Raw genomic sequence first — 24,667 nt, 5'->3', positions numbered from 1 at the left:
ATGAGCGGGCTGAATTTCTGCCGTCATGTGCTTGAGGAGGCACGGCGTAATCCGCAGCGGTTGGCGCTGGATATTCCATTAATGCAGGGGCGTCGTTGTCTGGGCGCTGAGCAATGTACCTATGGTGAGCTGATGCAGCGTGTGAGTGCGTTGCAGTTACTGTGGCAGCAGCAGGGATTGCAGCCCGGCGAGCGGGTGGTGGTGATCGCCCGGCCGTCGGTTGACCTGTATGCGGTGGTGCTGAGTTTGCTGGCCTCCGGTCTGGTGGCGGTGTTTATCGATACCGGCATGGGCCGCAAGAAAATCCGTATGGCACTGGCCGATGCCCGCCCGGTGGCGATTGTCAGTATGCAGGCGCTGTTGCGCTGGTTCTGGCTGATTCCTGAGCTCTGGTCTTTAAAGCGCTTCAGTATTGACCGGACAACGTTAGGAAGTCGTTCGCTGAGTAAAGCGCTGGCGGCGTTTAAGGGCAAGCTGGCGTCTGTTGATAGCGGCACATGGCCGCAGCTGGCGGTGCCTCCCACAGGCGATCACGGTCTTATTTCTTTTACCTCCGGCAGTACCGGCCGGCCGAAAGGCGCCGACCGGACTCATGCCAGTCTGGATGCCCAGCATGCCGCGATTCGCCATCACTGGCCGGATGCCGATGGCGAGCGTGACAGCCCGTGTTTCCCGGTGATGGTGCTGCATAACCTCAGTTGCGGCATGAGCAGCTGTTTGCCAGAGGTGGATCTGGCCGCTCCGGCACAGGTGGATGCGGCAGCGGTTCTGACACGCTGGCAGCAGCAGGGTGTTACCCGCATCAGTGGTGCGCCGGCCTATTTCCGCGCCCTTTGTGATGAGCTGTTACTGCGTAAGACGACCTTACCGCAGATCACCAGTCTGGTAATTGGCGGTGCGCCGGTCAGTCAGCTGCTGGCGCGCGATCTGTTGCAGGTCTTCCCCAATGCCTATGCGCGTATTGCCTATGGTTCCACCGAAGCTGAGCCCATCGCCTCATTGCTGCTACAGGATTATCTGCACAGTGACGGGCAGCCCGGTGTGGCCGCTTTGCTGGTGGGCGATATTGCCGAAGACACCGATGTGCTGATCTGCAATCTGCCTGCAAACAGCGATGCCCTTCTCAATGAAAGTCTGGTTAACGAAAGCCCTGTTAATGAACATCATGTGCGGGATGGCCGTTGTGATGTGGGCGAAGAGGGCGAAATTCTGGTCGCCGGCCGTCATGTGCTGCGTGGTTATTACCACAACCCTCAGGCCGATGCAGAAAACAAAATCCCGCGCGCCGATAGCCTGGTCTGGCACCGTACCGGCGATACCGGCTGGCTCGATGAACAGGGCAGGTTGTGGCTCAGTGGCCGGGTAAAAGATGCGGTGCAGCTTGGCAGCCAGCGCCGTTTGCAGCCGCTCTGGCTGGAGCAACAGCTGGATGCGCTGGCCGGTGTACAGCGCAGCGCGCTGATTGGCTATGAACAGCAGAGCTGGCTGTTCCTGTGTTGTGACGAGCCTCTGGAAAACCTGAAAAGTGCGTTGCTGGCTTTGCTGCCGGCCGGTGAATGGCAGGTTGCCAGACTGAAGTACATGCCGGTGGATGGTCGCCACAACAGCAAGATTGACCGTCCGCTGCTGCGTCAGATGGCGGCTGCAGGCCGTACCGACATGGTGGTTACCTGGAACAAAACGGAGAGTACATCAATATGAGCAGTTTACCGGCCGGTGGCTGGATTATCCGCCTGAACCGGGTTGATCTGATCACCCTGAGCAGTGTTCCGCTGACCTTGCTGGCCTTGTTTTTTACCTTGCAACAGGAGCTGCTGACGGCGCTGGCGTTGCTGTTTCTGGCGATGACCGCCGATGCGCTGGATGGCTTGCTGGCCCGGCGCTGGGGGCTGACCCGTGAGTTTGGTCGTTACCTCGATGGTTTTATGGACGTGCTGATTTATCTGGTCAGTCCGGCGCTGATTTTACTGCAGTGGGGTTTTGATGGTGCTTATGCCGTGGCGCTGGTGACTATGGTCGCCGCGGGTTGTATCCGTCTGTCGGTATTCAATCAGACCGGCAATATTGAGGATGCGAGTAAGGGCAGCGCCCGTCCGGCCTATCTGGGCATGCCGGTATTCTGGAGTCTGCTGATTATTGCGCCATTGGTATTGCTGGAGCATTGGCTGGGTTGGACTGCCTTTATTAAAGGCCTGCTGGCGCTGGTGCTGCTGTGGTTTTCGGTACAGATGCTGCGCGCCCGGCCGTTCTTTAAGTTCACCTCACTGGCACAGATGCTGTGGATTACGCTGGGTGGTTTCTCGCTGCTGTGCGCCACCACGCTGGCGGCTAAGGGCACACAGGCGCCGTTGCATCCGCTGCTGATGGCGCTGTACCTGCAGGTGCCGGTGGTGATTGGCGGTGTGGCGCATATGTGGTGTGTCAGCAATGACGTGCTGCCTTCTCTTGCCCGGCCGGTGTGGAAATCGGCCTTTGGTGCCAACAAAACCTGGCGCGGCGTTTTATTGGTGCCGCTGCTGACGGCGCTGGGCGCGCTCTGTCTGTGGCCACTGGAACTGATATTTCAGGCGCTGGGCTGGCCGACCGTGTGGAGTGGTTACTCACTGCTGCTGGCCGGTGCGGTTGCCGGCGCTGGCTATATTCTCGGCGAATTGCCCAATTCCTGGTTTAAGCGCCGGCTGGGCATTGCGCCGGGGCAGGTGCCGGAAGAACAGCGTTACTGGTTTATCGCCCTTGATCAGATCGACTCGGCTGTTGGCGTTGCTCTGATACTTGGCTGGTGGCTGGATCTGAGCTGGACGGTGGTGGCCCTGTACATTCTGACCTTCCCGCTGACCGCGCTGCTGGTTAAACAATGGCTGTACCGTAACAAACTCAAAGACAGTGCTGTCTGAGGCGTGAATGAATGCTTGTGGCAGCAGGGCAGATTTTATACACTACGCGCCCTTTTATTAGGTCTCGTCTGGCTGGATGCCATGTTTGCGTGCATAACATGCCGCTGTAATGGTGTTGGGGCAGATGAGTTGATGAACGGCAGGCGATCCCAAAACCTGTCCCTTGATAAACGATCGGAGTGATCTGAAACTATGGTAGTAATCCGTTTGGCCCGTGGTGGCTCTAAAAAACGTCCTTTTTATCACATTAACGTAGCTGACGCGCGTAGCCCTCGCGACGGTCGCTTTATCGAGCGCGTTGGGTTCTTTAACCCTGTTGCTCGCGGCCAGGAAGTTGCTTTCCGCATCGATGCGGAACGCGTTGAATACTGGTTGGCCAAAGGTGCTCAGCCAACTGATCGCGTAGCTAGCTTACTGAAGCAAGCCAAAAAAGCTCAGGCTTAATTGGCGACGACCGGAGTTCTGATGTTGAACGACCAGATTGCGGGTGAGGAAATCACCGTCCTCGGTAAAGTAACCACCGCATTTGGTATTAAAGGCTGGGTGAAGGTGTATTCGTACACAGATCCCATGACCAACATCCTGGATTACCCGACCTGGCTGTTACGTATTAACGGACAGTGGCGCGAATTCAAGGTGACCGACAGCAAACTCCAGCCAAAAGGGTTGGCTGTAGCTCTGGCAGGAATTACCGACCGGGATGCCGCTCTGGCGTTATCCCAGATTGAAATCGGTGTACCTACTTCGGAGTTACCGGAACTCGAAGAAGACGAACATTATTGGTTCCAGCTCGAAGGCTTGAAGGTGGTTAACACCGACGGCGTGTGGCTGGGCCAGGTGAAAGAACTGTTTGATTCCGGCGGCGGTAATCAGGTGATGAGCGTAAAAGGTTGCGAAGGCAGCATTGATAAGCGCGAACGTCTGATTCCATACGCAGAAACAATCGTTCTTGAAGTTGATCTGGATAACGGTGAAATCCAGGTTGACTGGGACCCGGATTTTTAAGCCCGGTGTTGTAATTATGTGGTTTGGGGTTATTTCCCTCTTTCCTGACATGTTCCGCGCACTCACCGACCATGGTGTCAGCGGGCGGGCAGTCAAACAGGAAAAAGTGAGTATCGAATGCTGGAATCCGCGTGATTTCGCCTACGATAACTACCAGACCGTGGACGATCGTCCATACGGCGGCGGCCCCGGCATGCTGATGAAAATTCAGCCTCTGCAGGATGCCATCCACGCAGCCAGAACGGCCGCGGGGGAAGGCGCTAAGGTGATTTATTTATCACCTCAGGGACGCAAGCTGGATCAGGCCGGCGTGTTAGAGCTTGCTCAGCGCGACAAACTGATTCTGGTGGCCGGACGGTACGAAGGTATTGATGAGCGTTTGATTGAGCGCGAAGTCGACGAAGAGTGGTCTCTTGGCGATTTTGTTCTCAGTGGTGGCGAACTGGCTGCCATGACGCTGATGGATGCCGTGATCCGATTGGTACCCGGCGTGCTGGGGCATGACCAGTCGGCACAGCAGGACTCCTTTATGGAAGGCTTGCTGGATTGTCCACATTACACCCGCCCGGAAGTTTACGAAGGGCAGGCCGTACCGGACGTGTTGCTGAGTGGCAACCACGAAAAGATCCGCCAGTGGCGCCTTAAGCAGTCACTGGGCAGAACCTGGCAGCGCAGACCGGATTTACTGGAAGCGCTGGAACTGACAAACGAGCAACAAAGGTTATTGACAGAGTATCTGCAAGAGCTAGAACAGAACTCAGCAGACTGTTAAGGAGCGAACAATGAGCAACAAGAACCCAATCATTCAGCAGATTGAAAATGCGCAGCTGAAAGACAACATCCCTGCATTCAGCACCGGTGATACCGTTGTTGTGCAGGTTAAAGTAAAAGAAGGTAACCGTGAGCGTCTGCAGGCGTTCGAAGGCGTAGTTATCGGTAAGCGTAACCGTGGCCTGAACTCTGCATTCACTGTACGTAAAATCTCCCACGGTGTGGGCGTTGAGCGTACTTTCCAGACTCACAGCCCGATGATTGACAGCCTGGCTGTTAAACGTCGCGGTGACGTGCGTCAGGCGAAACTGTACTACCTGCGTGAGCGTAGCGGTAAGTCTGCACGTATCAAAGAAAAGGTTTAATCCTTCTCTTGCAGAAAAAACGGGCCTCTGGCCCGTTTTTTTATGCCCGTTTTTATGTTTGTTGTTATATCTGTGCAGTGTTTGTCATCAGAAAAGCACGTACGGCTGATATACTGCTGTCTGGTTTGACACTTACTTTCTTGACACTGGCAGGCGCATTTGAAAGGGTAGGGCCCGGAACAAACAAGGGCTCTGGGCCTCCAAGCCTGAATGATGACGTAAAGGTTGCAGTAATGAAGAAAACACTTTTAGCCGCCGCGCTGGGCCTGAGCCTGACGTTACCGGCAATGGGCGCCGCCGCTGACAAAGCGCTGCCGCTCGACAAGCAGGTCGAAGCCAAACTGGTGCAGGCTTTCGGTCCGCGTCTGCAGGTACGTGAAGTTGCGCCTTTGGCTGGCAACCAGATTTTGGAAGTGGTCCTGATTGACGGTTCTGTTATGCACATGACACCGGATCTGAGTCACTTTATTTACCGTGATGAGCTGTATGAGCTGAGTGCCGAAGGTCCGCAGAACATCACCCAGAACCGTAACAATCCGAAGCGTGCTGAGCGCCTGGCGGCCGTCACTGACAGTCAGACGGTTGTATTCAAAGCCAAGGGTGAACAGAAAGCCCTGATCAACGTCTTTACCGATATTGACTGTGGCTATTGCCAGAAGCTGCATCAGGAAATCCCACGCCTGAACGAGCTGGGTATTACTGTGCGTTATCTGGCTTATCCACGTGCCGGTATCAAAGATCCGCGCAATGGCGAGCTGACCGATTCCTATCGCAAGATTAACTATGTCTGGTGTCAGGCTGATCGCAAGTCCGCAATGACCAGCATGAAGAACACTCAGCGTGACATGAATATGCTGGGTCAGCGTCTGCGCCAGTCTGGTGGTTCAGCAGAACTGGAAGACCAGTACCGTGCCCTGCAGGGACAGGTTGTGGCGATGATGGACAAGAGCAAAGACTGTGGTGCTCCTATTGCTGCCCAGTACGATCTTGGCCAGGAAGTGGGTGTAACCGGTACTCCGGCGATCGTGGTTGATGATGGCCGTCTGTTCCCCGGTTATATGCCGGCAGATGATCTCGCCCGTCGCCTCGGCGTGATGTAATTTCAGTATCGTTTACTGGAATACCTGAAAACCTCCTGCGGGAGGTTTTTTTATACCTTTTTGCAAGGTTATGCACAGCGCACCGATTTACTTCACATTCACCCCATTAAATTAGTACCTTTGTATTAAAACTATAACAGTCTGTTTTCTATGGATATTTTCTGACCGATTGCAGCCTATGAGCTGGCTCTTCATTCCATCGCTCAGATGGCAGCGGCTTTTTTCAGAATTTACCCCCTGAATTATCCACAGATTTTTAAGGGAAGTGATTACTTACCGTCTAGGCCTTTTATTCTCAGGCTGAGTGACGGGGGCGGGTCTGGTGCAACCGGAGGCTCTATTTTGGCGCAGGATGAACTCAGATGATGCATCTTATGCACACTGGGCCATAGGCTTGTTCATTCCGGAGAAATTTGGCCTGAAAATAGGCAAAATGACTATTGATTTTTATAAGTCGTTGAAAAATAAGGATTTTTAATGTTGGTTAAAAAGTGATCAATCTAAGGTGGGGCCTCTGTTTATGCGAAACAGGGATACTTTCCAAGAGCTTACTCACAAAGTTATGCACAGAAATTGTGGACATTTTGGCAGCCCTTCCTGCTGGGCACTGAGGACATTTTCAGCGCAACTGGCATTGTTTTTCCCTTGACTTAAAAAATATACCTCCGAGTGGTTATGCACATCGCTGGGTCTCTCTTTTTGAACGGACATTCAAAAGTCAAAAAACTGAAACAAATCGGGAGGGAGTATATAAGCCATTGAATTATATAAGATTTGGCTGTTGTTGTTATTTCAGCCAATCTGACCTGAAGCCGCATGAATACTGGATTTGTGGCACTTATCAGAAACTTACCCAGAGAATTACCCACAGTTTTTGTTGATAACCCAAAGAAAACCAGAAACGGCGCGACCCGGCGCCGTTGTGGATGGTTTTTCCGGCCCTTCAGACGCTCTCTTCGTCGTCCTCATCCGTGACATTCAGGAAACAATCCAGCGATGGATGCGGCGTATCCTGCTCATTGAAACGCAATGCTTCTGGCAGGGCGTCGTACCAGTCCAAGTGCTGAACCAGACGCCGCCAGATGCCATCCAATGGGGCATTGAATACCAGCGTTTCACCGCTGACAGGGTGGCTCATGGTCAGCTGTGAGGCGTGCAGCAGCAAGCGTGGCGCCTGCAACTGATCGCGGAAATAGCGGCTGTGGCGGCCTTTGCCATAACGGGCGTCACCGATGATCGGATGGCTGAGGTGTTTCAGGTGACGGCGCAGCTGGTGCTTACGTCCGGTGTGTGGAATGCACTCGACCAGCGAATAACGCGACTGCGGGTATTTATCGATAAAGACCGGAATTTCGGCATGGGCCAGCGAGCGGAAATCAGTGATGGCTTCCTGCTCGGGTTTGATTCTTTCATGTTTGGCGTATTTATCGACCGGTGGTGCCATGGGTTTATCGAGATGGATAAACTCGGGCATCCAGCCACGGACGATGGCGAGATAACGTTTATCTACGGCGCGCTGGCGCCACTGGTCGGTAATCAGGCTGGCCATTTCCTGGCTCAGGGCAAAAGCCAGAACACCGGATGTGGGTTTATCCAGACGATGTACCGGGTATACCCGTTGCCCCAGTTGATTACGCAGCAGCTGCAGGGCGAAACGGGTTTCATGGCGGTCAATTTCGCTGCGGTGTACCAGCAGGCCGCTGGGTTTGTTGATAACGACCAGTTCGTTATCGAGGTAAAGAATATCGAGATCCACTGCATGCCCGGTGTGATCACCGGCCCCCGGATAAAACGCGGCACTTTACCCTATGTGCTGCAGTGCGGGTAGCACAGCTGGATTACCGGGAGTGGTCTTGCGCGGTTATATGGCGCAGGTTTTCCATTGGGCGGCAAACTTTGCTACTTTGTGCTCCGCGAATGACTGTCCGTCCAGATTAAAAATAACAAAGGAGTCGTCATGATCAGTCGCTGGATTATTGCTGTATTGCTGTTGTTGGTCCTGCTGTTTGGCACGCTGCGCCAGGTGTATGTAGAAAGTGCTTCATTCCCGGATCGCAGTGGCGCACCGCGTCTGCCATCGACCGAGCTGGAGCTGGTCGCCAGCCTGCCTGAACCTCCCGGAAATCTGGCGGTGGCCGCTGATCAGCGGATCTTCTTCACCTTTCACCCGGAAGCCTCACCAAAAACCAACGTCGCTTTATGGGCGGATGGCGAAGTCAGTGCTTTCCCGTCGTTACAATGGCAACCCGGCGGCAGCGAAGAAGGTGCGCTGAATGAAGTGCTGTCGCTGCGCCTGCATAACAATGAATTGTGGTTGCTGGATAATGGCCGTCATGCGCTGAACAGCGTACGTCTGCTGGCCTTTGATATTAACAGCCGCGAGTTGCTGCACAGCTATCGCTTTCCACGCGATGTGTTTCCGCTGGGCGCCCACGCCAATGATTTCCGCATCAGCGCCGATGGCCGCTATTTCTTTATCACTGATGCCAGCCTGCTGGCACGCACCCCTGCTCTGGTGGTGTACGACCGGATCAGCAACAGCAGCCGCCGCCTGCTGCAGAGCGATGTCAGCGTTCGCGCCGGAGAGTTTGAACCCGTGGTGCAGGGCCAGGCGATGACCCTGTACGGACTTTTTACGGTTAATCCGGGGGTGGATGGTATCGCACTGGATGACGCCAATGAGTGGCTGTACTTTGCTGCCGTTGCGGCTGACCAGCTGTACCGTATCCGGGTGGCGGATCTTGTTGATACAGAACTGCCCCATGCAACGCTGAGCTCCCGCGTGGAAAGCCTGGGTGCGAAAACCATGACCGATGGTATGGCAATGGATGCCGCCGGTAATGTCTATCTGTCTGATCTGGAACATTCAGCGATTGTGCGCCGCACGCCGGATGGTGAATTACAGACGCTGTTGCGCAGTGTGGATCTGCGCTGGCCGGATGGCTTCAGCCGTCAGGGCGACTATCTTTATGTTACCTGTTCCGCTTTGCATCAGGTGATCGGCCACAGTCGTGAAGAGATTCTCGCTGCCGGACCTTATCCGATTTACCGTTTTTCGCTGAGCAGGGCAGAATCCTATCTGAATCCCTGACGTATGAGGCCGATGAATGAAGTGTGTTTACCAGGCTGCGGATACACTGGAAGCCCATCTGGTGCTCGGGCTGCTTGAGCAGCATCGTATTCAGGGATTTATCGAAGGGGCTCACCTGACGGGTGGTCTGGGTGAGCTGCCGGTGCAGAATTATGTACGGGTTCTGGTGAACGACGTTGATTACGAGGCGGGGCGGCGGTTGATGCTGGAGTACGATCAGGCCAATGCCATCACTGATCCGTTGCCGCAGCCGGTGTTCCGTCACTGGGGCTGGTTTGTATTGGCGTTGCTGGCCATTATTGCCGCTGAAAGTCTGCGTTTTCTCTGATGTTCCTGCTGCTTACTGTTACTGACCGTTGAGCAGGTTCTGAAAGACCGCCTGACTGCCGGCATCATTATCACGATGAAAGTCCGTTAATAGCATGGCCAGATGTTCAGCATCTTCCAGATGCGGAAAGTGACCGGTTTTTACCCGCAGCGCGCCGTAGCTTTTGCTGTGTCTGCTCAGTGGATCATATTCTCCGTCGATGTACTGCTGCGTATTGCTGCTGGCCATACTGGTTTCGCTGCTGAGTGGCAGTTCATAACGATAGTGCAGCAGCTGCGGCAAAACCTGCAGCCCCTGATGGGCACATAATAATTGCCACAGGTCCTGCCGGGTCTGACTGCTTATCGGAGTGAAAGGACCACTCAGGGTTTCCAGATAACGACCATACAGACCTTCACTGATGCAGTGACTGAGCAGTGGGCCCAGCGGTCCGGCGAGCCAGAGTTCACGCCAGAGAAAGTAGCGCGCTTCGCCGCCGCGGCGAGCGGCAATCCAGCTGCAGCGGCCAAATTCGATATCGCCGGGGGACTTAAGCAGCTGGCGGCCAAGGCTGGCGCCGTAGTCATGGCCGATAATCTGGCACTGGCGGATATTAAGGTGCCCGAGTAAATCACTCACCAGCTGAGCCTGATCCTGTAAGCGGTAACTGTATTCGGAGGGTTTATCGGAGTCACCACAGCCGGGCAGATCGGGGCAGATCAGGCGGAACTGTCCGGCCAGCATCGGCCACAGACGGTGCCAGTCCCAGCTGCTGCCTGGCAGACCATGCAATAACAATAGTGCCGGACCTTGCCCTTCATCGTGAAAGCCGACACGCAGTCCCTGCCAATGAAAATCACGTTGCTGACTGCGCCAGATATTAGGGTTAAGCACGGCTGCTCCTTAGCAACTTTTTATTATTGTTATTATTTTCACCGGTCCGCTCCGCCGGTACTCAGTCATTAAGATCCGCAGTCAGCAGCAGGTCGGTAATACCGAAGTCGACTCCCAGGCGGCTCAGTTCAGCCGTGATCTGACCGCGGTGGTGAGTCTGATGATTGAATATATGCTGCAGCACCAGATCCAGTGGTTTGGCCATCTCTTCGCCGCGGCTGTTGGTGTACTGCAATACATCGCGGGCGTCATCGGCACGCAGCAGATCGCACCAGCGGATATAGGTATCGTCGAGGCGTTCGCGCAGTGGACGCAGGCTGTTCAGATCGGGGGCGAAGATCACGTTTAATGCGCCCGGAGTGGGCAGATCATGCAGCTCTTCAAGGATGGGAAAAATAAGAGATAAACGTTTGAGCCAGAGAATGTCGGTTACCAGCAGGTGATTCCAGGTACCAAGCAGTGAGTCAAAATAAAGACCGCAGGATTTTTCCAGTTGCTCACGGCTTAAGGGCATACAGGCCTCAAGCAGTTGCTGATTCATTGTCCGGTTATAGCGGGCGTAGCGACGATAAATGTCTGACCATGACATGATATTTCTCCCGGCTGTGAACAGGTTTTTTATCGCAATCGGTGACCGGTTTTTCCCTGCTGTCAGGCGCATTGGTAAGTGCCTGCAGATCTCTACTCTATGTCAGCCTAATCCGTGCGGCAAGCAGCGTGGGACGGTTGTTGTTGTGCTTGTTGTTGCAGTTGTTGTTGTCATACGAATCCGCTATTTTCGGGCAACCATTTTTCAGGGAAGCCGGGCCATGAACGGAGCTGTTATCTGTCGTGCAATACTGTTGTTGTTATTCACTCTGCTGAGTCGTCAGGGACTGGCTATTCCGGCCGCCTGGGATCGCACGGATACCAACTGGCAGACCCGCACGTCAGCGCATTTCGAGCTGCATTATCCGGCCCGCTACGATCAGATGGCGCAACACGCGCTGACCATTGCCGAGCGCGTACACGATGAACTGGTGCCGTTTTTCACACAGGAACCGGACGAGCGCACGCAGATGGTGCTGGTGGATGATTACGACTATTCCAACGGTTGGGCCACGCCGTTTCCTTTTGTGCAGATTCGCCTGTTTGCCAGTCCGGCTGAGGATGTTGCCGGGCTCGAACATATGGATGAATGGCTGCACGGTCTGATCCGTCACGAGTATGTGCATATTCTGCATATGAATATGAGCCGTGGCGTGACCCGCAGCGGCCGTAAAGTGTTTGGCCGTCTGTTCTGGCTGTTCCCACATGTGTTTACCCCGTCGATGTTTACCGAAGGGCTGGCGGTCTATCTGGAAACCAACCGCAAGCTGGGATATGGCCGTCTCGACGGCAGTGTCTATGCCATGCAGATGCGCATGGAGCTGGACAGTCATCAGGGCGACGACCTGAATCAGGTGGTGGTGCCACTGCGCGACTGGCCACGCGGCAAACATTATTTATACGGCGCCTATTTCTGGCAGTACCTGGCGGAAACATACGGCGAAGAGACGATGAGCCGTTATCTCAACCAGTTCAGCGGTCAGCTGATTCCTTATGTGATGCAGAACTACGTCGCCAAAAAGGTGTTTGGCAAATCCTTTCCGTCGCTGTGGAATGACTACCGGCAGTGGCTGCTGGCCAGCTTCACTCCAGCCACAGAAACGCTGCGGGCGCGGGAAATCTCCGGCGATGCTTTGCCGGTACTGAGCAATACGCAGCAGGTGACCGCCGCAGCACAGGGTTCGCTGCTGCAGGTGATTGATAACGGTGAAGACCGGGTGGAGATCAGCCGCTGGCAGCCGGACGGCCCGGCCGGTAATGGCTGGTCTGTACAGCCGCTGACAGCAACAAAAGGCGTAACCGATGCCGATATCGCCGCCGATGGCACATTGGCTGTCTCACGCCTGATCAGCCATGCCAGTGGCCGTGACCTGAATGATGTCTTTCTTTGGTCGGAGGACAGCGGCTGGAAGCGGATCAGCAAAGATCTGCGCCTGCGTAAAATCCGCTGGCTGGCAGACGGACAGCAGCTGATCGGCAGCCGCAAGGTGCATGGCCTGAGTGAATTATGGCGATTGCAGCGTGATGGTGATGCCCGCATGTTATGGCAGGGCGGGGATCAGACGGTGCTGGGCAGCTTCGATGTGGCGCCGGACGGACAATCACTGGTGGCGTCGGTCAAGCGGCCACAGCAGGGCTGGAATCTGGAGCGTCTCGACCTGGGCACATTGCGCTGGCAGGCGTTAACGGACACCCGGGCGACTGAGCATCAGCCGGAGTTTCTGCCCGATGGCCGTATTCTCTACAGCGCCGACTACGACGGCGTGTTTAACCTCTATGTGCTGCAGCCGGCAACCGGCATGGTAGATCAATGGACACAGGTGGTCGGCGGTGCGTTTCAGCCGCGCTGGCTGAATGGACAGGTGGCGTATCAGGATTACACCAGTGAAGGTTATCAGCTGAAAATCCTGACACCGCGGGCGCTGGCCAGTTTCAGTATTGCCAGCCGTCAGGGGCGCTATGATTATCCGCCGGCGGTCAGCGGCGTGGTGCCTTCTGAGCGCAGTGACTATTCACCCTGGCCGACGCTGGCGCCTAAGTACTGGCTGCCGTTATTCAGCTTTGACGATTACTCTTCCGCTTTGGGTCTGGCCACCAGTGGCAATGATGCGGTGGGCCGTCATACCTACAGCATTGCCGCCTTATGGGATTTCAAACAGGACTGGGCGGATGTATCTGCCAGCTACTTGTATGACAACCGTTGGTCGCTGCTTTGGAACCGTACTCACAGCTACACCGACCTGAATACCGGGCTGGACGATGATTATTATGCCAAGCGCGAAGATTTGCTGATCGTCCGCCGTGACCATGTATTGGATGCCTTTGAAGATCAGTTGCAGCTGCATCTGGGGCTGGTTGCCGATCATGAAAAAATCGAACGGGCGCCCGCGGGAATTGATCGTGGTGAAGGCTATGAAGAAACCCTCGCCGGTGTTGCGCTGAGTTTCGATAACCGCGAACTGTACCGCAATGTACCGGGCATCGGCTGGGGAACCTATGCCGATCTGGTGTACGAAACCAATGATGTGCTGAACAGCGATTACGACGGTTATCAGTGGCAGGCGAGTGTGAAGCACACCTTCGACCTGCCCGGGCGTAATACGCTGAGTCTGGGTCTGGCCGGTGGTGTGGCAGAACGCACGGCGGAGCCTTTTACCCTGGGCGGTAATAATGGCGAGGAAGCCCTGCTGTTTGGCCGCGATCAGTTTGCCTTGCCGGGCTATGAGGACAATGTGCAGATTGGCCACAAGTATTACAACGGCGTGCTGCGTGTTAACCGCTTCCTGACCCGGGTTGAACGCAACTGGGGCATGATTCCGCTGGGATTGGGTGACATCTCCCTCGGCGCCTGGGCGCAGACAGCCAGTGCCTGGTTCCGCGGTCAGCAGCGGCCAGAGCTGAGTGCCGTTGGCGCTGAGCTTGGCATTGATGTGGTGCTGGGCTACAACCTGGTGTTACCCGTCTCTCTCGGGGTAGCCCGCGGTCTGGATGAGGATCTGGGGGAGACCAAAGGTTATCTGCGTACCGCCGTCTTCTTCTGACACAGTGCTGCCTCCGGAAACAGTTGGCACTGTGCACACAGGGCCTGACACCGGTCAGGCTGCTGGTTTTCCGCCCGCGCTATACTGGGCGCGAGACTTAATCAGTAACAGGATTTTGCATGGATTATTTGTGGGTATTAGTGGCGTTCCTTTGTGGCTTCGTCGTCAAGCAACTGGGAATGCCGCCCCTGGTCGGCTACCTGCTGGCCGGTTTTGGTTTGCATGCGATGGGCGTGCAACCGGTTGGCAGCCTGCAGGCGCTGGCCGATCTGGGGATTACCCTGATGTTGTTTACCATCGGCCTGAAGCTGAATATCCGTGCGCTGATGCAAAAGGAAGTGTGGCTGACCAGTGTGCTGCATACCGGTGTCTGGGTGGTGTTACTGGCGGGTGTCTTGTTGCTGGCAGCCTGGCTGGGACTGAGCCATTACTTTGATATTCCGCTGACAGCGGCGCTGCTGGTGGCCTTTGCCCTGAGCTTTTCGTCCACGGTCTGTGTGGTGAAAATGCTGGAGGAAGCCTCCGAGCTGAAAACCCGTCATGGCAAGATCGCGGTCGGTATTCTGGTGATTCAGGATATTCTGGCGGTGGTGTTTCTGGTGGCTTCAACCGGTAAAACGCCATCGGTCTGGGCTTTCGGCCTGTTCGGTCTGTTTCTGATCAAACCGCTGTTACATCGTCTGGTCAGTCAGGCCGGACACGGCGAGTTACTGCCGTTGCTGGGGTTTTTCCTGGCGTTGGGCGGCTCTGAACTGTTTACCCTGGTGAATATGAAGGGCGACCTGGGCGCCTTGCTGGTCGGCATGTTACTGGCGTCCCATGCCAAATCAGCCGAGCTGTATAAAGTGCTGATGAACTTCAAAGACCTGTTCCTGATCGGCTTCTTTTTGTCCATTGGCTTTACCGCCTTGCCGAGCCTTGATATGGCGATGACGGCGTTACTTCTGACCGCTCTGCTGGCGGTGAAATTTGTGCTGTTTTTTGCCTTGCTGGCGCGCTTCAGTGTGTCTGGCCGTTCGTCTTATCTGAGCGCACTGGCGCTGACCAACTACAGCGAATTCGGACTGATTGTGGCCAGTCTCAGCGTCAACCGTGGCTGGCTGAGTGAAGACTGGCTGGTAATTATCGCGCTGGTAATGTCGCTGTCGTTTATTCTCAGCAGCTTTATTTACCGTCGTGCGCACCATATTTATGCGTTGCGTAAAGACAGCATTAACCGTTTCGAACGGCCGGGAACCCATCAGGGATTTGAGCAACCGAAAGAAGCCAAAGTACTGATTCTTGGTATGGGCCGTGTCGGTAAAGGTGCCTATTGTGCACTGGAGCGTGAATACGGCAGCCGGGTCTGGGGTGTGGAGTCGGATGCTGAGCGTGTCGCTGCGCTGAAAACCGAAGGTTTCAATGTGGTGGTCGGCGACTCCGATGATATGGAATTCTGGCAGAAAGTCAGTACTCAGGGCGTGCGTCTGGTGATGCTGGCACTGCCTTCCCAGACCGAAATGCGCAGCACGCTGGAAATGCTGAAGCTTGCCGGTTATCAGGGCAAAGTCGCTGCGGTTGCGCGTTATGAAGATGAGCGTGCCGAGCTGTTACAACTCGGCGTGGATGTGGCTTTTAACTACTACTCCGAGGTCGGCGCGGGCTTTGCGGCAGAGAGCCGTCACCTGCTGAATGAAGGCGAGCCACTGGACGTCGCGCAGCAGGTTTAAGCCCGGATCGTTTTCAGAGTCAGTGGCCGGCCTGCAGGCTGGCCAGCAGTTGCTCCGGAGTGCTGGCGCGCAGCAGTTGCCGTTCGCCGTGGGCAAAGCCTTCCTGCTGAACATGGCTGAGCAGATCAAACAGTGGCTGCCAGTAGTTATCCACCTCATAGCAGGCGCAGGGTTTGCTGTGTGCACCCATGCCGGCCCAGCACCAGATTTCAATCAGCTCATCCAGTGTGCCGATACCGCCGGGTAAGGCAACAAAAGCATCGGCCAGATCAGCCATCAGCGCCTTACGTTCATGCATACCGGCGACGTGATGCAGGGTAGTGAGGCCGCGGTGGGCCACTTCCCGCTTGTGCAGTGAGTCGGGAATCACACCGATGACTTCGCCACCTTCGGCCAGTGCGGTATCGGCAATAATGCCCATCAGACCACTGTTACTGCCACCATAGACAATACCGATACCCTGTTTTGCCAGATAGCGCGCTAGGTGCCCGGCAGCCTTAGCGTATTTGGGGTCGTTACCGCTGCGCGCACCGCAGTAAATGGCAATTCGTTGCATAACCTCTCCTCATCATTGTCCTGCAAAGTGTAACAGCGCTGTTTTATAGCTTCCTGCTCTTTTGCCCGGGTTGATTAGGTTGTATGTGTCTATGTGCTGGCTTTCACGCGGCTTTTTCCTGTCTCTGGGTTAGGCTCAGAAAACAGCCTGAAGAGGAGGGCCGCGCCATGGCTAAGATGTCATTCCGTTTTACCACTGAAGTCGAAGTTGAGCTGCGTGGTGACAGTTACGAAGAAATTTATCTGATGCTGAAAGATATGATGCACGGAGCGCGTCCGATCAGTACTCAGGGCAATGTGAAAATCTTTCCGCCGGAGCAGAGTGCGATGTACTTCAGCATGGAGGGGGAGCAGGAGTTGCATGAGATCCCGATGTTTAAAGGGGATTTCCGGCGCGATATTTTGGAACACTGACTGCAGGGCACGGGCATAAAAAAGCCCCGCAGCTTGGCAGAAACGTCTGGCGTTTCAGGTGGCGGGGCGATTTTCCGGATGGCTGTTATCAGAACAGCTGCAGTACCAGTGCAGCCTGCTCGCAGTGATCTTTTTCTTTCAGATCGTTTTTCTGCTTTGACTGGCCGGATTTGATCCAGGTATAGCTGCTGGGTGAACCTTTACAGATGGTCAGGCCGAGCACGTTATTCTTGGATTTTACAAACAGATTCATGTTTACCAGACCACGGGTGCGCGAGCGCAGGTGGATTTTTTTCGGCGAAATCGTAAACGAGCGCAAACCATCTTTGGCGGTCACATTCATGCTTTCGCCGGCGGGCGCATTAACGAAGGCCGCATCGTCGCGGATTTCAATACTGGTCCAGTTGGAATCGGTTTCAAATTCCAGTTCGTAGATTGTTTCTTCTGCCGGCGCAGCAACAACGCTGGCGGACAGGGCAGTAAGGGCGGCGAATACAAGTGCTTTCATAATATGAACCTTCCGTGGATCTCTCCGGGATGGTGAATTTAGGGGCGATAAAAAAGGCTTTGAATCATGCTGGCATGTTCAAAGCCCTGTTAGTTATATAGTTCAGACTTCTTATATCGTCAAAGATCTGATACTCGGTAACTCCTTAATAACCGTTATAAATGGGTCTCTGCATATTCCGCCAGAATGGACCTTGGTGAGCCTTCCAGGTGAATGGTGCCGCCGCTGCTGAATTCTTTAAAACGCTCAATCAGATAGGTCAGACCTGAGCTGATCGGATTCAGATAAGGCGTATCGATTTGCGCCAGATTCCCCAGACAAACCACTTTTGAACCGGCGCCGGCACGGGTGATGATGGTCTTCATCTGATGCGGGGTCAGGTTCTGGCATTCATCAATCAGAATCAGGCTGTGCTGAAAACTGCGTCCGCGGATGTAGTTCAGCGATTTAAACTGCAGCGGTACTTTTTGCAGAATGTAGTCGACGCTGCTGGTGGCGTGCTCATCGTCATTGTGGAGTGCCTCAAGGTTATCGGTGATGGCGCCCAGCCAGGGCTCCATTTTCTCCGCTTCGGTGCCGGGCAGGTAGCCGATATCTTCATCCAGTCCGCGGGTTGAGCGGGTGGCAATAATGCGGCGGAACTGTTTGGTGGCGACGGTCATTTCGATGGCTGCAGCGAGTGCCAGAATGGTCTTACCGGAACCGGCCTGGCCGGTCAGGGTGACCAGATGTACCTCCGGGTCCATCAGCAGATGCAGGGCCAGTGCCTGCGGAATATCGCGCGGTGTCAGCCCCCAGGCACTTTGCGATAACAGCTGCTCGGCCGGCAGATCCTGCAGCAGGGCGGTTCCTTCCTCAATCAGCACCACGCGGCCGATAAAGCCCTTCTCGTCGACGATAAAGCGGTTCACATAGAGTTCGTCGGGCAGGTTTTCCAGTGGTACGCGGTGGTAGGTGCCGGTTTCATCGTGGAAGGTTTCAACCTGTGACTGGGTTTCCCAGAACGAATCGGCAAAGGCGTGATAGCCGGTTTCCAGCAGGGATACGTCGGTCAGCAGCTGGTCGTTCTGGTAGTCCTGTGCACCGACGCCACAGCCGCGGGCTTTCAGGCGCATGTTGATGTCTTTGGTAATCAGAACAACTTCCCGGCGCGGGTATTTTTCCTGCAGCCCTACGAGGCTGTTAATGATCTTGTTGTCGTTCAGGTCGGGTGGCAGTGAGCGGTTAGGCGCTTCAAAGTTATCCAGCAGAATAGACAGATGGCCCTGTACCGAGCCATCCGGGCGGGCAATGGGCACGCCTTTGGCGATTTCGGTAGGGGTGGCATCACCGATGATATGGTCGATCTTGCGGATTGCCTCACGGCAGTCGGTGGCAATGGACGCTTTGCCCATTTTCAGTTTATCCAGCTCCTCCAGAACGGTCATAGGGATCACCACCTGATGCTCTTCAAAATTCAGGATCGCGGCCGGATCATGAATCAGAACATTGGTGTCCAGAACGTACAGCTTGGTTGCGGATTTACTTGCGGCCATATAAGCACTCTCCTGGTTGCAGGTTGGGCTGATCAGATACAGAAATGGCGGAATGCCACGGTGCGCACAGCGCGCGCAATGGGTCGGGCTTGCGGTCGTCAATGGCTTGGCTGGTGGGTTGAGGTCTGGTTGGGTGTGGCCGAGCGGATTGCAGTACGATGGTTTTTGCGACGAAAGGGTTAACGGGTTGAGTGACAAGGGGGTGAACAACGATGGAAGGGGAGTGGACGTTGCAACTGAGGTTCAGCGTCGGTGGTTGCATACTCTGTGTGCACAGGTTTGTGTGGCCTGCCCGCACTCTGTATCTGCCATATCCTGGCAGGTTGATACTGCTCTCGGGTAGCAACTTACCCTCCCTCCGTGGGTGATCGGTACGCTTTGCCGCCGCTATGCATGTGTCGCTTATGCGACAGCAAAAACACGCCTTCAGTTACTATGGCGTCACGCAGACTCCTTGCCAAGTGTTTGTTTTATGACAACGCTTTGTCGGCAATGGTCAGCGGATCTGGCCTGAGTCAGCTTTTCAGCCGCGTCAGAAACTGCGCCAGATCCGGCAATAACTGCAGATAAACGCCGAGCCGGCTGGCCAGCAGCACACCGTCTTTACTGGTCAGTTTTTCCTGTGCCTGCTGCACCGTCTGCTGCAGCACCCGTCGGGCGCGCAGGCGGTTCATGCCCCATTCAACCCCCGGTGCCAGTAATGGCGATAACAGCAGGGCGGAGAGAACACCACTGCCGATTCCGACCCAGCTGACCCAGGCCGGTACACCGAACCAGCCGGCCCAGAACGCTCCCCACCAACTCTGCTGGCCCAGATACACGCTGCCGGCGACGGTGCCGCCCAGGCTTGCGGCGCTGCTGAGCATGGCTTTATCGCCCAGTAGGCGGCCGGTGAGCATGATGGTCAGTGCCAGCATGCCTTCGCGCAGCCCTTCGCTGGGCAGATGCAGGCGTACCAGCTGATGTTCAACATAGCGCTCGAATTCCTGCCGTTGTGCCGGCGTCAGTGCCTGCTGGTCTTCAAGGTCATGACGGTAATGCTCGATGATACGCTCACAGTATTGCTGCAGGCTGGCTTCAAGAGCGGGCAGATCAAGCAGCTCCTGCTCCAGAATACGGCGCATTTCCTGTTGCTTGCCACTGGGGCTGGCAATGCCTCCCGGACGGCGGTGCAGCAGACCGAGCAGCGTGCGTGGCAGGGCGAGAAGATCGCCGGGAATATCGCGGCGGTGGCGCCAGTGGCGGGCAAAAACCGCTCTGGCCGGAGCAAAGTGGCGGCGATAGACCGTATCCACACGCTGACTGGCCAGCGCGAAATGCTGGTCGAGCAGTTGCTGCAGCGCCCGGCTGTGTTCTGAAGCCGGTAACGTGTCGTTTTGTGCACGCTTTTGACGGTGCGGAGATGCTGGCTGTTGGCGCATTTTAACCTTTCTAAGACCCTTGATTGACTCTATTGTCGCGGGCCCGATGACTACTGGGCCAAGCTTTTTGGCGGCTTAAGCGTTAGACTGGGGCCGGGCTTAACCACAGTGCCAGACACTCAGGTAAGACCCATCAGGATGACCGTTATCCTGAACAGAATAAAAAAAATTACTCATCAGAAAATGGGGGCGTCATGTCTTTCCTCGCGCGTATTTCGCTGGCAGTGCTGGCGATCAGCAGCATGTCCGGCTGCAGCATGATCTACAAAACAACCGGCTGGTTTGCATACGATTACACCGAAGAGTATGCGATTCCCTATACCATGAAAAGCAGCGACCCGGAGATGGCCTGCGGCATGACCACGGCTATGGCACCGACGCTGATATCGTTCTCTGAAGTCACTTTTGCTCCGGACCGCGCGGCGGTGACTATGTACATGATGTCCGGCTCCTGTGCAGAAGAAAAAGCCCATGAAGAAGCACTGACCTACGTACGGGCCTTTAAGAGCCAGAACATTGCCGAAGCCAAAGATGCCCGTATCCGCGAAAAACGCGCCTTTGCTGTGGCAGCCAGCCGCCAGTACATGGCGTATCAGCACATGGTGGCCGAGTTTGGCGAGCCGGGCGATAAGTGTCCTGATCTGAGTGAAGATGAAGAAATTTACTGGGTACTGGGCTCTATTGCCGGTATGCAGTCGGTAATGAGTGACCTGCGTTCACAGAGCAGCGTTAACGTACCGAAAGACATCGCCATGAAAGCCGTTCGTGGTCTGCAGTGTGTGGATAACGTGCGCTGGTGGGGCCTGCCACAGGCGTTGCAGGCCGGTATCTGGGTAATGATGCCGGACACCGCTCCGAAGGGCACCGACCCATGGCAGGAAATGGCTAACGCCAGCCGTATTGCCACCGCCTCCGGTGTGCGTATGGCCCATGCCATCGAAGTGGTGATTGCCGACGGTTCAGGCAACACCGAGCAGCTGCGTGATGCTATCCGCCGCCATGCAGCTTCGCTGAAGACCACTTCCAGCAATCCGGATTACCGCATGATGGATATTATGGCCAGCCGTCAGATTATGGCTGTATCCGACCGTCTGTGGACGGAAGCAACCGGCGCCCGCACACCGACCGGTGGTCTGGGTACTTTCTGGGATGATGTTCAGCCAAAAGCGAACACCCTGGATATCGACGATCTGCTGGAGGACTGAATATGTTACGGGCATTACTGCTGATGGCTCTGGGTACCAGTCAACTGGCCTTCGGAGCACTGGAAAAACGTACATTCTGTGTGTATGACCCACTGGGCGCCAATGGTTCAATCTATGGCATGACCAAAGACTACAGCACCATTGCACTGGAATGGGGTGTGGATTTCCACCTGCGCGCCTATACCGATGAAAAAATCGCGGTCGATGACTTTAAAGCCGAGCAATGTGACGCGGTGCTGATGACCGGCGCGCGTGCGCGTCCGTTCAACAAGTTTACCGCTACGGTTGAAGCCATTGGTGGTGTGCCGAGTGATGACGTGATGCGCAATCTGGTGAATACCATTGCCTCACCGAAAGCGGCGAAGTTTATGACTGAAGGCCGCTATGAAGTAGCGGGTATTCTGCCGGCGGGGCCTATTTATCTGTTCCTGCGCGACCGCACCGTTGATTCGGTCGAAGAGCTGTCGGGTAAGCGCATTGCCACCATTGAATACGATGAACCATCGATGAAGCTGGTCAATCATGTTGGTGCTTCGGTGGTGCCGTCCAACTCGGCTAACTTCTCCGGTAAGTTCAATAACGGCAGTGTGGATGCGGCTTACGCGCCGGCGGTGGCTTACAAGCCGCTGGAAATGTACAAGGGCCTGGGTAATAAGGGCGGTATTCTGCGCTTTAATCTGGCCTATCTGGACTTCCAGCTGATTCTGCATAAAGACCGTTTCCCGGCAGAATTCGGCCAGAAATCACGGTTGAAAATCGCCAGCGTATTCGATCGCATGCGCGAATATATCGATAAGGACACTGCCGAAATTGATCAGAAATACTGGGTCGATCTGACACAGGATGATCATGATAAATACAACCAGATGCTGCGCAATGTACGCATCTCTCTGCGTGATGAAGGCGTTTACGACGGCAATATGCTGCGCCTGATGCGTAAACTGCGCTGTGCCGAAACACCGGCCGCCGCAGAGTGTGTCGAAAAACTCGAATAACAATAAACAGCCGGCAACACCGCGGTTCCGTCCGGAGCTGTGGTTGCGGATACCCTGCGCGCCGGCAGCAGTAATTTTCAGAGGTATTCTTCCATGGAGCAGACAGTACGTGTAGGCAACCGCACGGCGTACGAATGGCTCGCCGCTCTACCCGCATTTCTGGTGCTGGTATTTGTTGTCATCCTCAACAGCAGTCACGCATTGCATGCTCAGTTGCTGCAATTGGGTGAGGGTGTCTGGGATGGTTATTTCCAGCTGCGTACCGACCCGGTACAGCCTTCCTGTAACCCGACCATGGATATTGATGCGCAGTTAGCGCGTCTGGTGGCAGAAGCCAATGCTCAGCAGGATGATGAGTGGGATTTATTTGAAGAAGAGCCGGCCGATCCTGCGGTTATGCGTCAGTCGTTACTGGCCGCGCAGGAACAGTGCCAGCAAAAACATGCCCTTTATGAAAGCACCGTTGACCGGGTAACACCGGCCGTCCGTGTATTCCGTGCTATTGAGTTAAGCGTGGCCGAATTCGGCGAATTCGGCTTAAGTGCCCAGCGTATTATGCTGGCGGTACTGGTGCTTATCTGCGGCCTGACCGCGTTATTCCGCCGCCATCATATTGCGCTGCGTCCGATGGAAACGGTGATGGATTACCGCGTTGCTTCCGGTGCTCAGCTGCTGGCCAGTGCGATTCTGTTTTATTCGGTCTACAGCTTCCGTGAAGTCGCGTTCTCTGCCGGTGTGGAAGTCACCACCCAGCACAGTATTCTGCATCATCTGTGGATTATCGGTTTTGCCTTTATTCTGCTGCTGAGTCTCTATCAGTTCCTGTTTATTCCTAAAGATGCCAAGCCCGGCGGCAGCTTCCTGAAAGCACAGCTGGCTGTACCACTGTATGCCACCATGTGCATTATTTCCGGGGTGTACTTTATTTCCGCGGGGCACAGTGCCGGTATTGGTATCTACCTGAATCAGATGATGGAACTGTCACAGCTGTTCCTGAATGTGGGGCTGTATGTGTGGATCGGTATGCTGCTGAAGCGTACTGAACTTGCTCAGGTGGTGTTTAATCTGTTCCGTCCGTTCAAACTGCCACCGGAAATGCTGGCGGTTGCGGTGGTTGCGGTGGCGGCTATTCCGACCGCTTATACCGGCGCCTCGGGTATTTTTGTAATCGCCGTTGGCGGTCTGATTTATAACGAGATGCGCCGCGCCGGCGCGCGTCGTCAGCTGTCACTGGCAGCCACGGCGATGTCGGGTTCGCTGGGTGTGGTGCTGCGTCCTTGTCTGCTGGTGGTGATCATCGCCGCACTGAATAACGAAGTAACCACCGATCAGCTGTTTGGCTGGGGCGTTAAAGTCTTCTTCCTGACCACGCTGCTGTTTGCCCTGATGGCGCTGGCAACACGCCAGGGTCCGATGCGTCTGGAAACACCGGACAATGTTTTCCCTGAGTTTTTACGGGCACTGAAGCCGCTGATTCCTTATGTATTTATCATCGGTATTACGCTGGCGATTTATGCCGTGGCTCTGAATGCGTATCTGGATGAGTTTTCTGCGCCTTTTATTCTGCCGGTGCTGCTGCTGGTGATTCTGGTTTATGAACGTCTGGGGCAGGAAAAAGCCGCACTGAAACGTGAAAACCTGAATATTGATTACGTTGAAAACCGTCTGGAGCAATCCTGGAGTGATCTGCGCCGCGGTAACGATTCCATCGAAAAAACCATCCGTGAAGCCACCACGGAAACCACCGGTCACATTGGTGCGTTACTGATGCTGATGGGGTTGTCGGTGAGCATCGGTGGTGTGGTCGAGCGTGCCGAACTGATGAGCATGGTGCCCACAACCTTCGATTCGATCTGGCTGGCAATGGCCTTGCTGGTCGCGATTCTGGTGGTGATTGGTATGGTCATGGACCCATACGGTGCGGTGATTCTGGTCAGCGCAACCATTGCCACTATCGCTTATGACAGCGGCATTGATCCGGTGCATTTCTGGATGGTAACGCTGGTGGCCTTTGAGCTGGGGTATCTCAGTCCGCCGGTGGCGCTTAACCATCTGCTTACCCGGCAGGTGGTTGGCGAAGAAGAGGTTCGCCTGGCGAAAGAAGAAAGCGCCGGTATGAGCTTTTGGTATCGTCATGAGCGTATTCTTCTGCCGCTGACCACCATGGCTATTGCGCTGGCGATCGTTGCCTTTGTACCGCTGGCTATTGGTTACGACTGAGGGTGAGTTGTAAATAATCAAGAACAGAAAAACGGGAGCAGCAGCTCCC

Annotated in this window: 22 protein-coding genes; 15 read left to right on the top strand and 7 right to left on the bottom strand. The window is 55.1% G+C overall.

Annotated elements, in window-relative coordinates:
• The 7 genes from LGT44_RS02650 to LGT44_RS02620 all read left to right on the top strand — a co-directional run bounded on the left by LGT44_RS02650 (position 1) and on the right by LGT44_RS02620 (position 6,135).
• On the top strand, positions 1–1,701 hold the full coding sequence (locus LGT44_RS02650; RefSeq protein WP_230330501.1) for an AMP-binding protein: 1,701 nt from the start codon (positions 1–3) through the stop codon (positions 1,699–1,701).
• Positions 1,698–2,894 (top strand): CDP-alcohol phosphatidyltransferase family protein, encoded by a 1,197-nt coding sequence (locus LGT44_RS02645; protein WP_230330502.1) that lies wholly within the window; start codon positions 1,698–1,700, stop codon positions 2,892–2,894. Before LGT44_RS02650 ends, LGT44_RS02645 begins: the two co-directional genes overlap by 4 nt.
• A gap of 192 nt (positions 2,895–3,086) precedes the next feature.
• Complete coding sequence (rpsP, locus tag LGT44_RS02640) at positions 3,087–3,338, top strand: 30S ribosomal protein S16 (protein WP_145465908.1); 252 nt, start codon at positions 3,087–3,089, stop codon at positions 3,336–3,338.
• A gap of 21 nt (positions 3,339–3,359) precedes the next feature.
• Positions 3,360–3,899, top strand: a complete 540-nt coding sequence (rimM, locus tag LGT44_RS02635; RefSeq protein WP_145465906.1) for a ribosome maturation factor RimM — start codon at positions 3,360–3,362, stop codon at positions 3,897–3,899.
• Between the two features lie 16 nt (positions 3,900–3,915).
• On the top strand, positions 3,916–4,671 hold the full coding sequence (gene trmD / locus LGT44_RS02630; RefSeq protein WP_145465904.1) for a tRNA (guanosine(37)-N1)-methyltransferase TrmD: 756 nt from the start codon (positions 3,916–3,918) through the stop codon (positions 4,669–4,671).
• A gap of 10 nt (positions 4,672–4,681) precedes the next feature.
• Positions 4,682–5,035 carry a 50S ribosomal protein L19 gene (gene rplS, locus LGT44_RS02625; RefSeq protein WP_145465902.1) on the top strand — a complete coding sequence of 118 codons (354 nt, stop codon included), beginning with the start codon at positions 4,682–4,684 and terminating at the stop codon, positions 5,033–5,035.
• 233 nt (positions 5,036–5,268) lie between these two features.
• Positions 5,269–6,135 (top strand): thioredoxin fold domain-containing protein, encoded by an 867-nt coding sequence (locus tag LGT44_RS02620; RefSeq protein WP_145465900.1) that lies wholly within the window; start codon positions 5,269–5,271, stop codon positions 6,133–6,135.
• Positions 6,136–7,078: 943 nt separating this feature from the next.
• Here the strand turns inward: LGT44_RS02620 and LGT44_RS02615 are convergent.
• Positions 7,079–7,891, bottom strand: a complete 813-nt coding sequence (locus tag LGT44_RS02615) for a pseudouridine synthase (protein ID WP_230330503.1) — start codon at positions 7,889–7,891, stop codon at positions 7,079–7,081.
• A gap of 201 nt (positions 7,892–8,092) precedes the next feature.
• Here LGT44_RS02615 and LGT44_RS02610 point away from each other — a divergent pair, with 201 nt between their 5' ends.
• Both LGT44_RS02610 and LGT44_RS02605 read left to right on the top strand, forming a co-directional pair.
• The gene (locus tag LGT44_RS02610) at positions 8,093–9,226 is read left to right on the top strand and encodes an SMP-30/gluconolactonase/LRE family protein (protein ID WP_145465896.1); all 1,134 of its coding nucleotides are present in this window, start codon (positions 8,093–8,095) and stop codon (positions 9,224–9,226) included.
• A gap of 16 nt (positions 9,227–9,242) precedes the next feature.
• Positions 9,243–9,554, top strand: a complete 312-nt coding sequence (locus LGT44_RS02605; protein WP_145465894.1) for a putative signal transducing protein — start codon at positions 9,243–9,245, stop codon at positions 9,552–9,554.
• A gap of 18 nt (positions 9,555–9,572) precedes the next feature.
• Here LGT44_RS02605 and LGT44_RS02600 read toward each other — a convergent pair whose 3' ends face one another.
• Positions 9,573–10,427: an alpha/beta hydrolase gene (locus tag LGT44_RS02600; protein ID WP_230330504.1), complete on the bottom strand. Its 855-nt coding sequence runs from the start codon at positions 10,425–10,427 to the stop codon at positions 9,573–9,575.
• Positions 10,428–10,488: 61 nt separating this feature from the next.
• Entirely contained in the window at positions 10,489–11,016 is a 528-nt protein-coding gene (locus LGT44_RS02595) for a DinB family protein (protein ID WP_230330505.1), read from the bottom strand.
• Between the two features lie 220 nt (positions 11,017–11,236).
• Between LGT44_RS02595 and LGT44_RS02590 the strand changes: the two genes are divergently transcribed.
• Together LGT44_RS02590 and LGT44_RS02585 are read left to right on the top strand one after the other, a co-directional pair.
• On the top strand, positions 11,237–14,056 hold the full coding sequence (locus LGT44_RS02590; protein WP_230330506.1) for a TolB-like translocation protein: 2,820 nt from the start codon (positions 11,237–11,239) through the stop codon (positions 14,054–14,056).
• 119 nt (positions 14,057–14,175) lie between these two features.
• Complete coding sequence (locus LGT44_RS02585) at positions 14,176–15,765, top strand: cation:proton antiporter family protein (RefSeq protein WP_145465886.1); 1,590 nt, start codon at positions 14,176–14,178, stop codon at positions 15,763–15,765.
• Positions 15,766–15,784: 19 nt separating this feature from the next.
• On the opposite strand, the gene LGT44_RS02580 is transcribed toward LGT44_RS02585, so the two are convergent.
• Positions 15,785–16,321, bottom strand: coding sequence for an LOG family protein (locus tag LGT44_RS02580; RefSeq protein ID WP_225693451.1), 537 nt, complete (start codon positions 16,319–16,321; stop codon positions 15,785–15,787).
• Between the two features lie 167 nt (positions 16,322–16,488).
• Here LGT44_RS02580 and LGT44_RS02575 point away from each other — a divergent pair, with 167 nt between their 5' ends.
• Entirely contained in the window at positions 16,489–16,734 is a 246-nt protein-coding gene (locus LGT44_RS02575; protein WP_145465882.1) for a hypothetical protein, read from the top strand.
• 88 nt (positions 16,735–16,822) lie between these two features.
• On the opposite strand, the gene LGT44_RS02570 is transcribed toward LGT44_RS02575, so the two are convergent.
• From LGT44_RS02570 to LGT44_RS02560, 3 genes are all read right to left on the bottom strand, one after another.
• The gene (locus tag LGT44_RS02570; protein ID WP_145465880.1) at positions 16,823–17,242 is read right to left on the bottom strand and encodes a hypothetical protein; all 420 of its coding nucleotides are present in this window, start codon (positions 17,240–17,242) and stop codon (positions 16,823–16,825) included.
• A gap of 155 nt (positions 17,243–17,397) precedes the next feature.
• Positions 17,398–18,777, bottom strand: a complete 1,380-nt coding sequence (locus LGT44_RS02565; protein ID WP_145465878.1) for a PhoH family protein — start codon at positions 18,775–18,777, stop codon at positions 17,398–17,400.
• Between the two features lie 515 nt (positions 18,778–19,292).
• Positions 19,293–20,198, bottom strand: a complete 906-nt coding sequence (locus tag LGT44_RS02560; RefSeq protein ID WP_230330507.1) for a hypothetical protein — start codon at positions 20,196–20,198, stop codon at positions 19,293–19,295.
• 194 nt (positions 20,199–20,392) lie between these two features.
• On the opposite strand from LGT44_RS02560, the gene LGT44_RS02555 reads away from it, so the two are divergent.
• The 3 genes from LGT44_RS02555 to LGT44_RS02545 all read left to right on the top strand — a co-directional run bounded on the left by LGT44_RS02555 (position 20,393) and on the right by LGT44_RS02545 (position 24,618).
• Positions 20,393–21,403, top strand: coding sequence for a hypothetical protein (locus tag LGT44_RS02555; protein ID WP_230330508.1), 1,011 nt, complete (start codon positions 20,393–20,395; stop codon positions 21,401–21,403).
• A gap of 2 nt (positions 21,404–21,405) precedes the next feature.
• Positions 21,406–22,398, top strand: coding sequence for a putative solute-binding protein (locus LGT44_RS02550; protein WP_145465873.1), 993 nt, complete (start codon positions 21,406–21,408; stop codon positions 22,396–22,398).
• 93 nt (positions 22,399–22,491) lie between these two features.
• Positions 22,492–24,618, top strand: a complete 2,127-nt coding sequence (locus LGT44_RS02545; RefSeq protein WP_145465871.1) for a TRAP transporter large permease subunit — start codon at positions 22,492–22,494, stop codon at positions 24,616–24,618.
• Positions 24,619–24,667: the final 49 nt, after the last annotated feature.

Origin of the sequence: Thalassolituus alkanivorans (assembly GCF_020447205.1) — a bacterium.
In the GTDB taxonomy this organism is placed as follows: domain Bacteria; phylum Pseudomonadota; class Gammaproteobacteria; order Pseudomonadales; family Oceanobacteraceae; genus Venatoribacter; species Venatoribacter alkanivorans.
The sequence above is the reverse complement of the archived record's forward strand: the minus strand, read 5'-3'. Positions and strand labels throughout refer to the sequence as shown.

Excerpts from the sequence above, each read along its gene's own strand:
- LGT44_RS02595 (WP_230330505.1), bottom strand. The coding sequence starts at position 11,016 with ATGTCATGGTCAGACATTTATCGTCGCTACGCCCGCTATAACCGGACA.
- LGT44_RS02645 (WP_230330502.1), top strand. The coding sequence starts at position 1,698 with ATGAGCAGTTTACCGGCCGGTGGCTGGATTATCCGCCTGAACCGGGTT.
- LGT44_RS02560 (WP_230330507.1), bottom strand. The coding sequence starts at position 20,198 with ATGCGCCAACAGCCAGCATCTCCGCACCGTCAAAAGCGTGCACAAAAC.
- LGT44_RS02605 (WP_145465894.1), top strand. The coding sequence starts at position 9,243 with ATGAAGTGTGTTTACCAGGCTGCGGATACACTGGAAGCCCATCTGGTG.
- LGT44_RS02565 (WP_145465878.1), bottom strand. The coding sequence starts at position 18,777 with ATGGCCGCAAGTAAATCCGCAACCAAGCTGTACGTTCTGGACACCAAT.
- LGT44_RS02620 (WP_145465900.1), top strand. The coding sequence starts at position 5,269 with ATGAAGAAAACACTTTTAGCCGCCGCGCTGGGCCTGAGCCTGACGTTA.
- LGT44_RS02590 (WP_230330506.1), top strand. The coding sequence starts at position 11,237 with ATGAACGGAGCTGTTATCTGTCGTGCAATACTGTTGTTGTTATTCACT.
- LGT44_RS02580 (WP_225693451.1), bottom strand. The coding sequence starts at position 16,321 with ATGCAACGAATTGCCATTTACTGCGGTGCGCGCAGCGGTAACGACCCC.
- LGT44_RS02650 (WP_230330501.1), top strand. The coding sequence starts at position 1 with ATGAGCGGGCTGAATTTCTGCCGTCATGTGCTTGAGGAGGCACGGCGT.
- rplS (WP_145465902.1), top strand. The coding sequence starts at position 4,682 with ATGAGCAACAAGAACCCAATCATTCAGCAGATTGAAAATGCGCAGCTG.
- LGT44_RS02555 (WP_230330508.1), top strand. The coding sequence starts at position 20,393 with ATGTCTTTCCTCGCGCGTATTTCGCTGGCAGTGCTGGCGATCAGCAGC.
- trmD (WP_145465904.1), top strand. The coding sequence starts at position 3,916 with ATGTGGTTTGGGGTTATTTCCCTCTTTCCTGACATGTTCCGCGCACTC.
- LGT44_RS02545 (WP_145465871.1), top strand. The coding sequence starts at position 22,492 with ATGGAGCAGACAGTACGTGTAGGCAACCGCACGGCGTACGAATGGCTC.
- LGT44_RS02575 (WP_145465882.1), top strand. The coding sequence starts at position 16,489 with ATGGCTAAGATGTCATTCCGTTTTACCACTGAAGTCGAAGTTGAGCTG.
- LGT44_RS02570 (WP_145465880.1), bottom strand. The coding sequence starts at position 17,242 with ATGAAAGCACTTGTATTCGCCGCCCTTACTGCCCTGTCCGCCAGCGTT.
- rpsP (WP_145465908.1), top strand. The coding sequence starts at position 3,087 with ATGGTAGTAATCCGTTTGGCCCGTGGTGGCTCTAAAAAACGTCCTTTT.
- LGT44_RS02585 (WP_145465886.1), top strand. The coding sequence starts at position 14,176 with ATGGATTATTTGTGGGTATTAGTGGCGTTCCTTTGTGGCTTCGTCGTC.
- rimM (WP_145465906.1), top strand. The coding sequence starts at position 3,360 with ATGTTGAACGACCAGATTGCGGGTGAGGAAATCACCGTCCTCGGTAAA.
- LGT44_RS02550 (WP_145465873.1), top strand. The coding sequence starts at position 21,406 with ATGTTACGGGCATTACTGCTGATGGCTCTGGGTACCAGTCAACTGGCC.
- LGT44_RS02610 (WP_145465896.1), top strand. The coding sequence starts at position 8,093 with ATGATCAGTCGCTGGATTATTGCTGTATTGCTGTTGTTGGTCCTGCTG.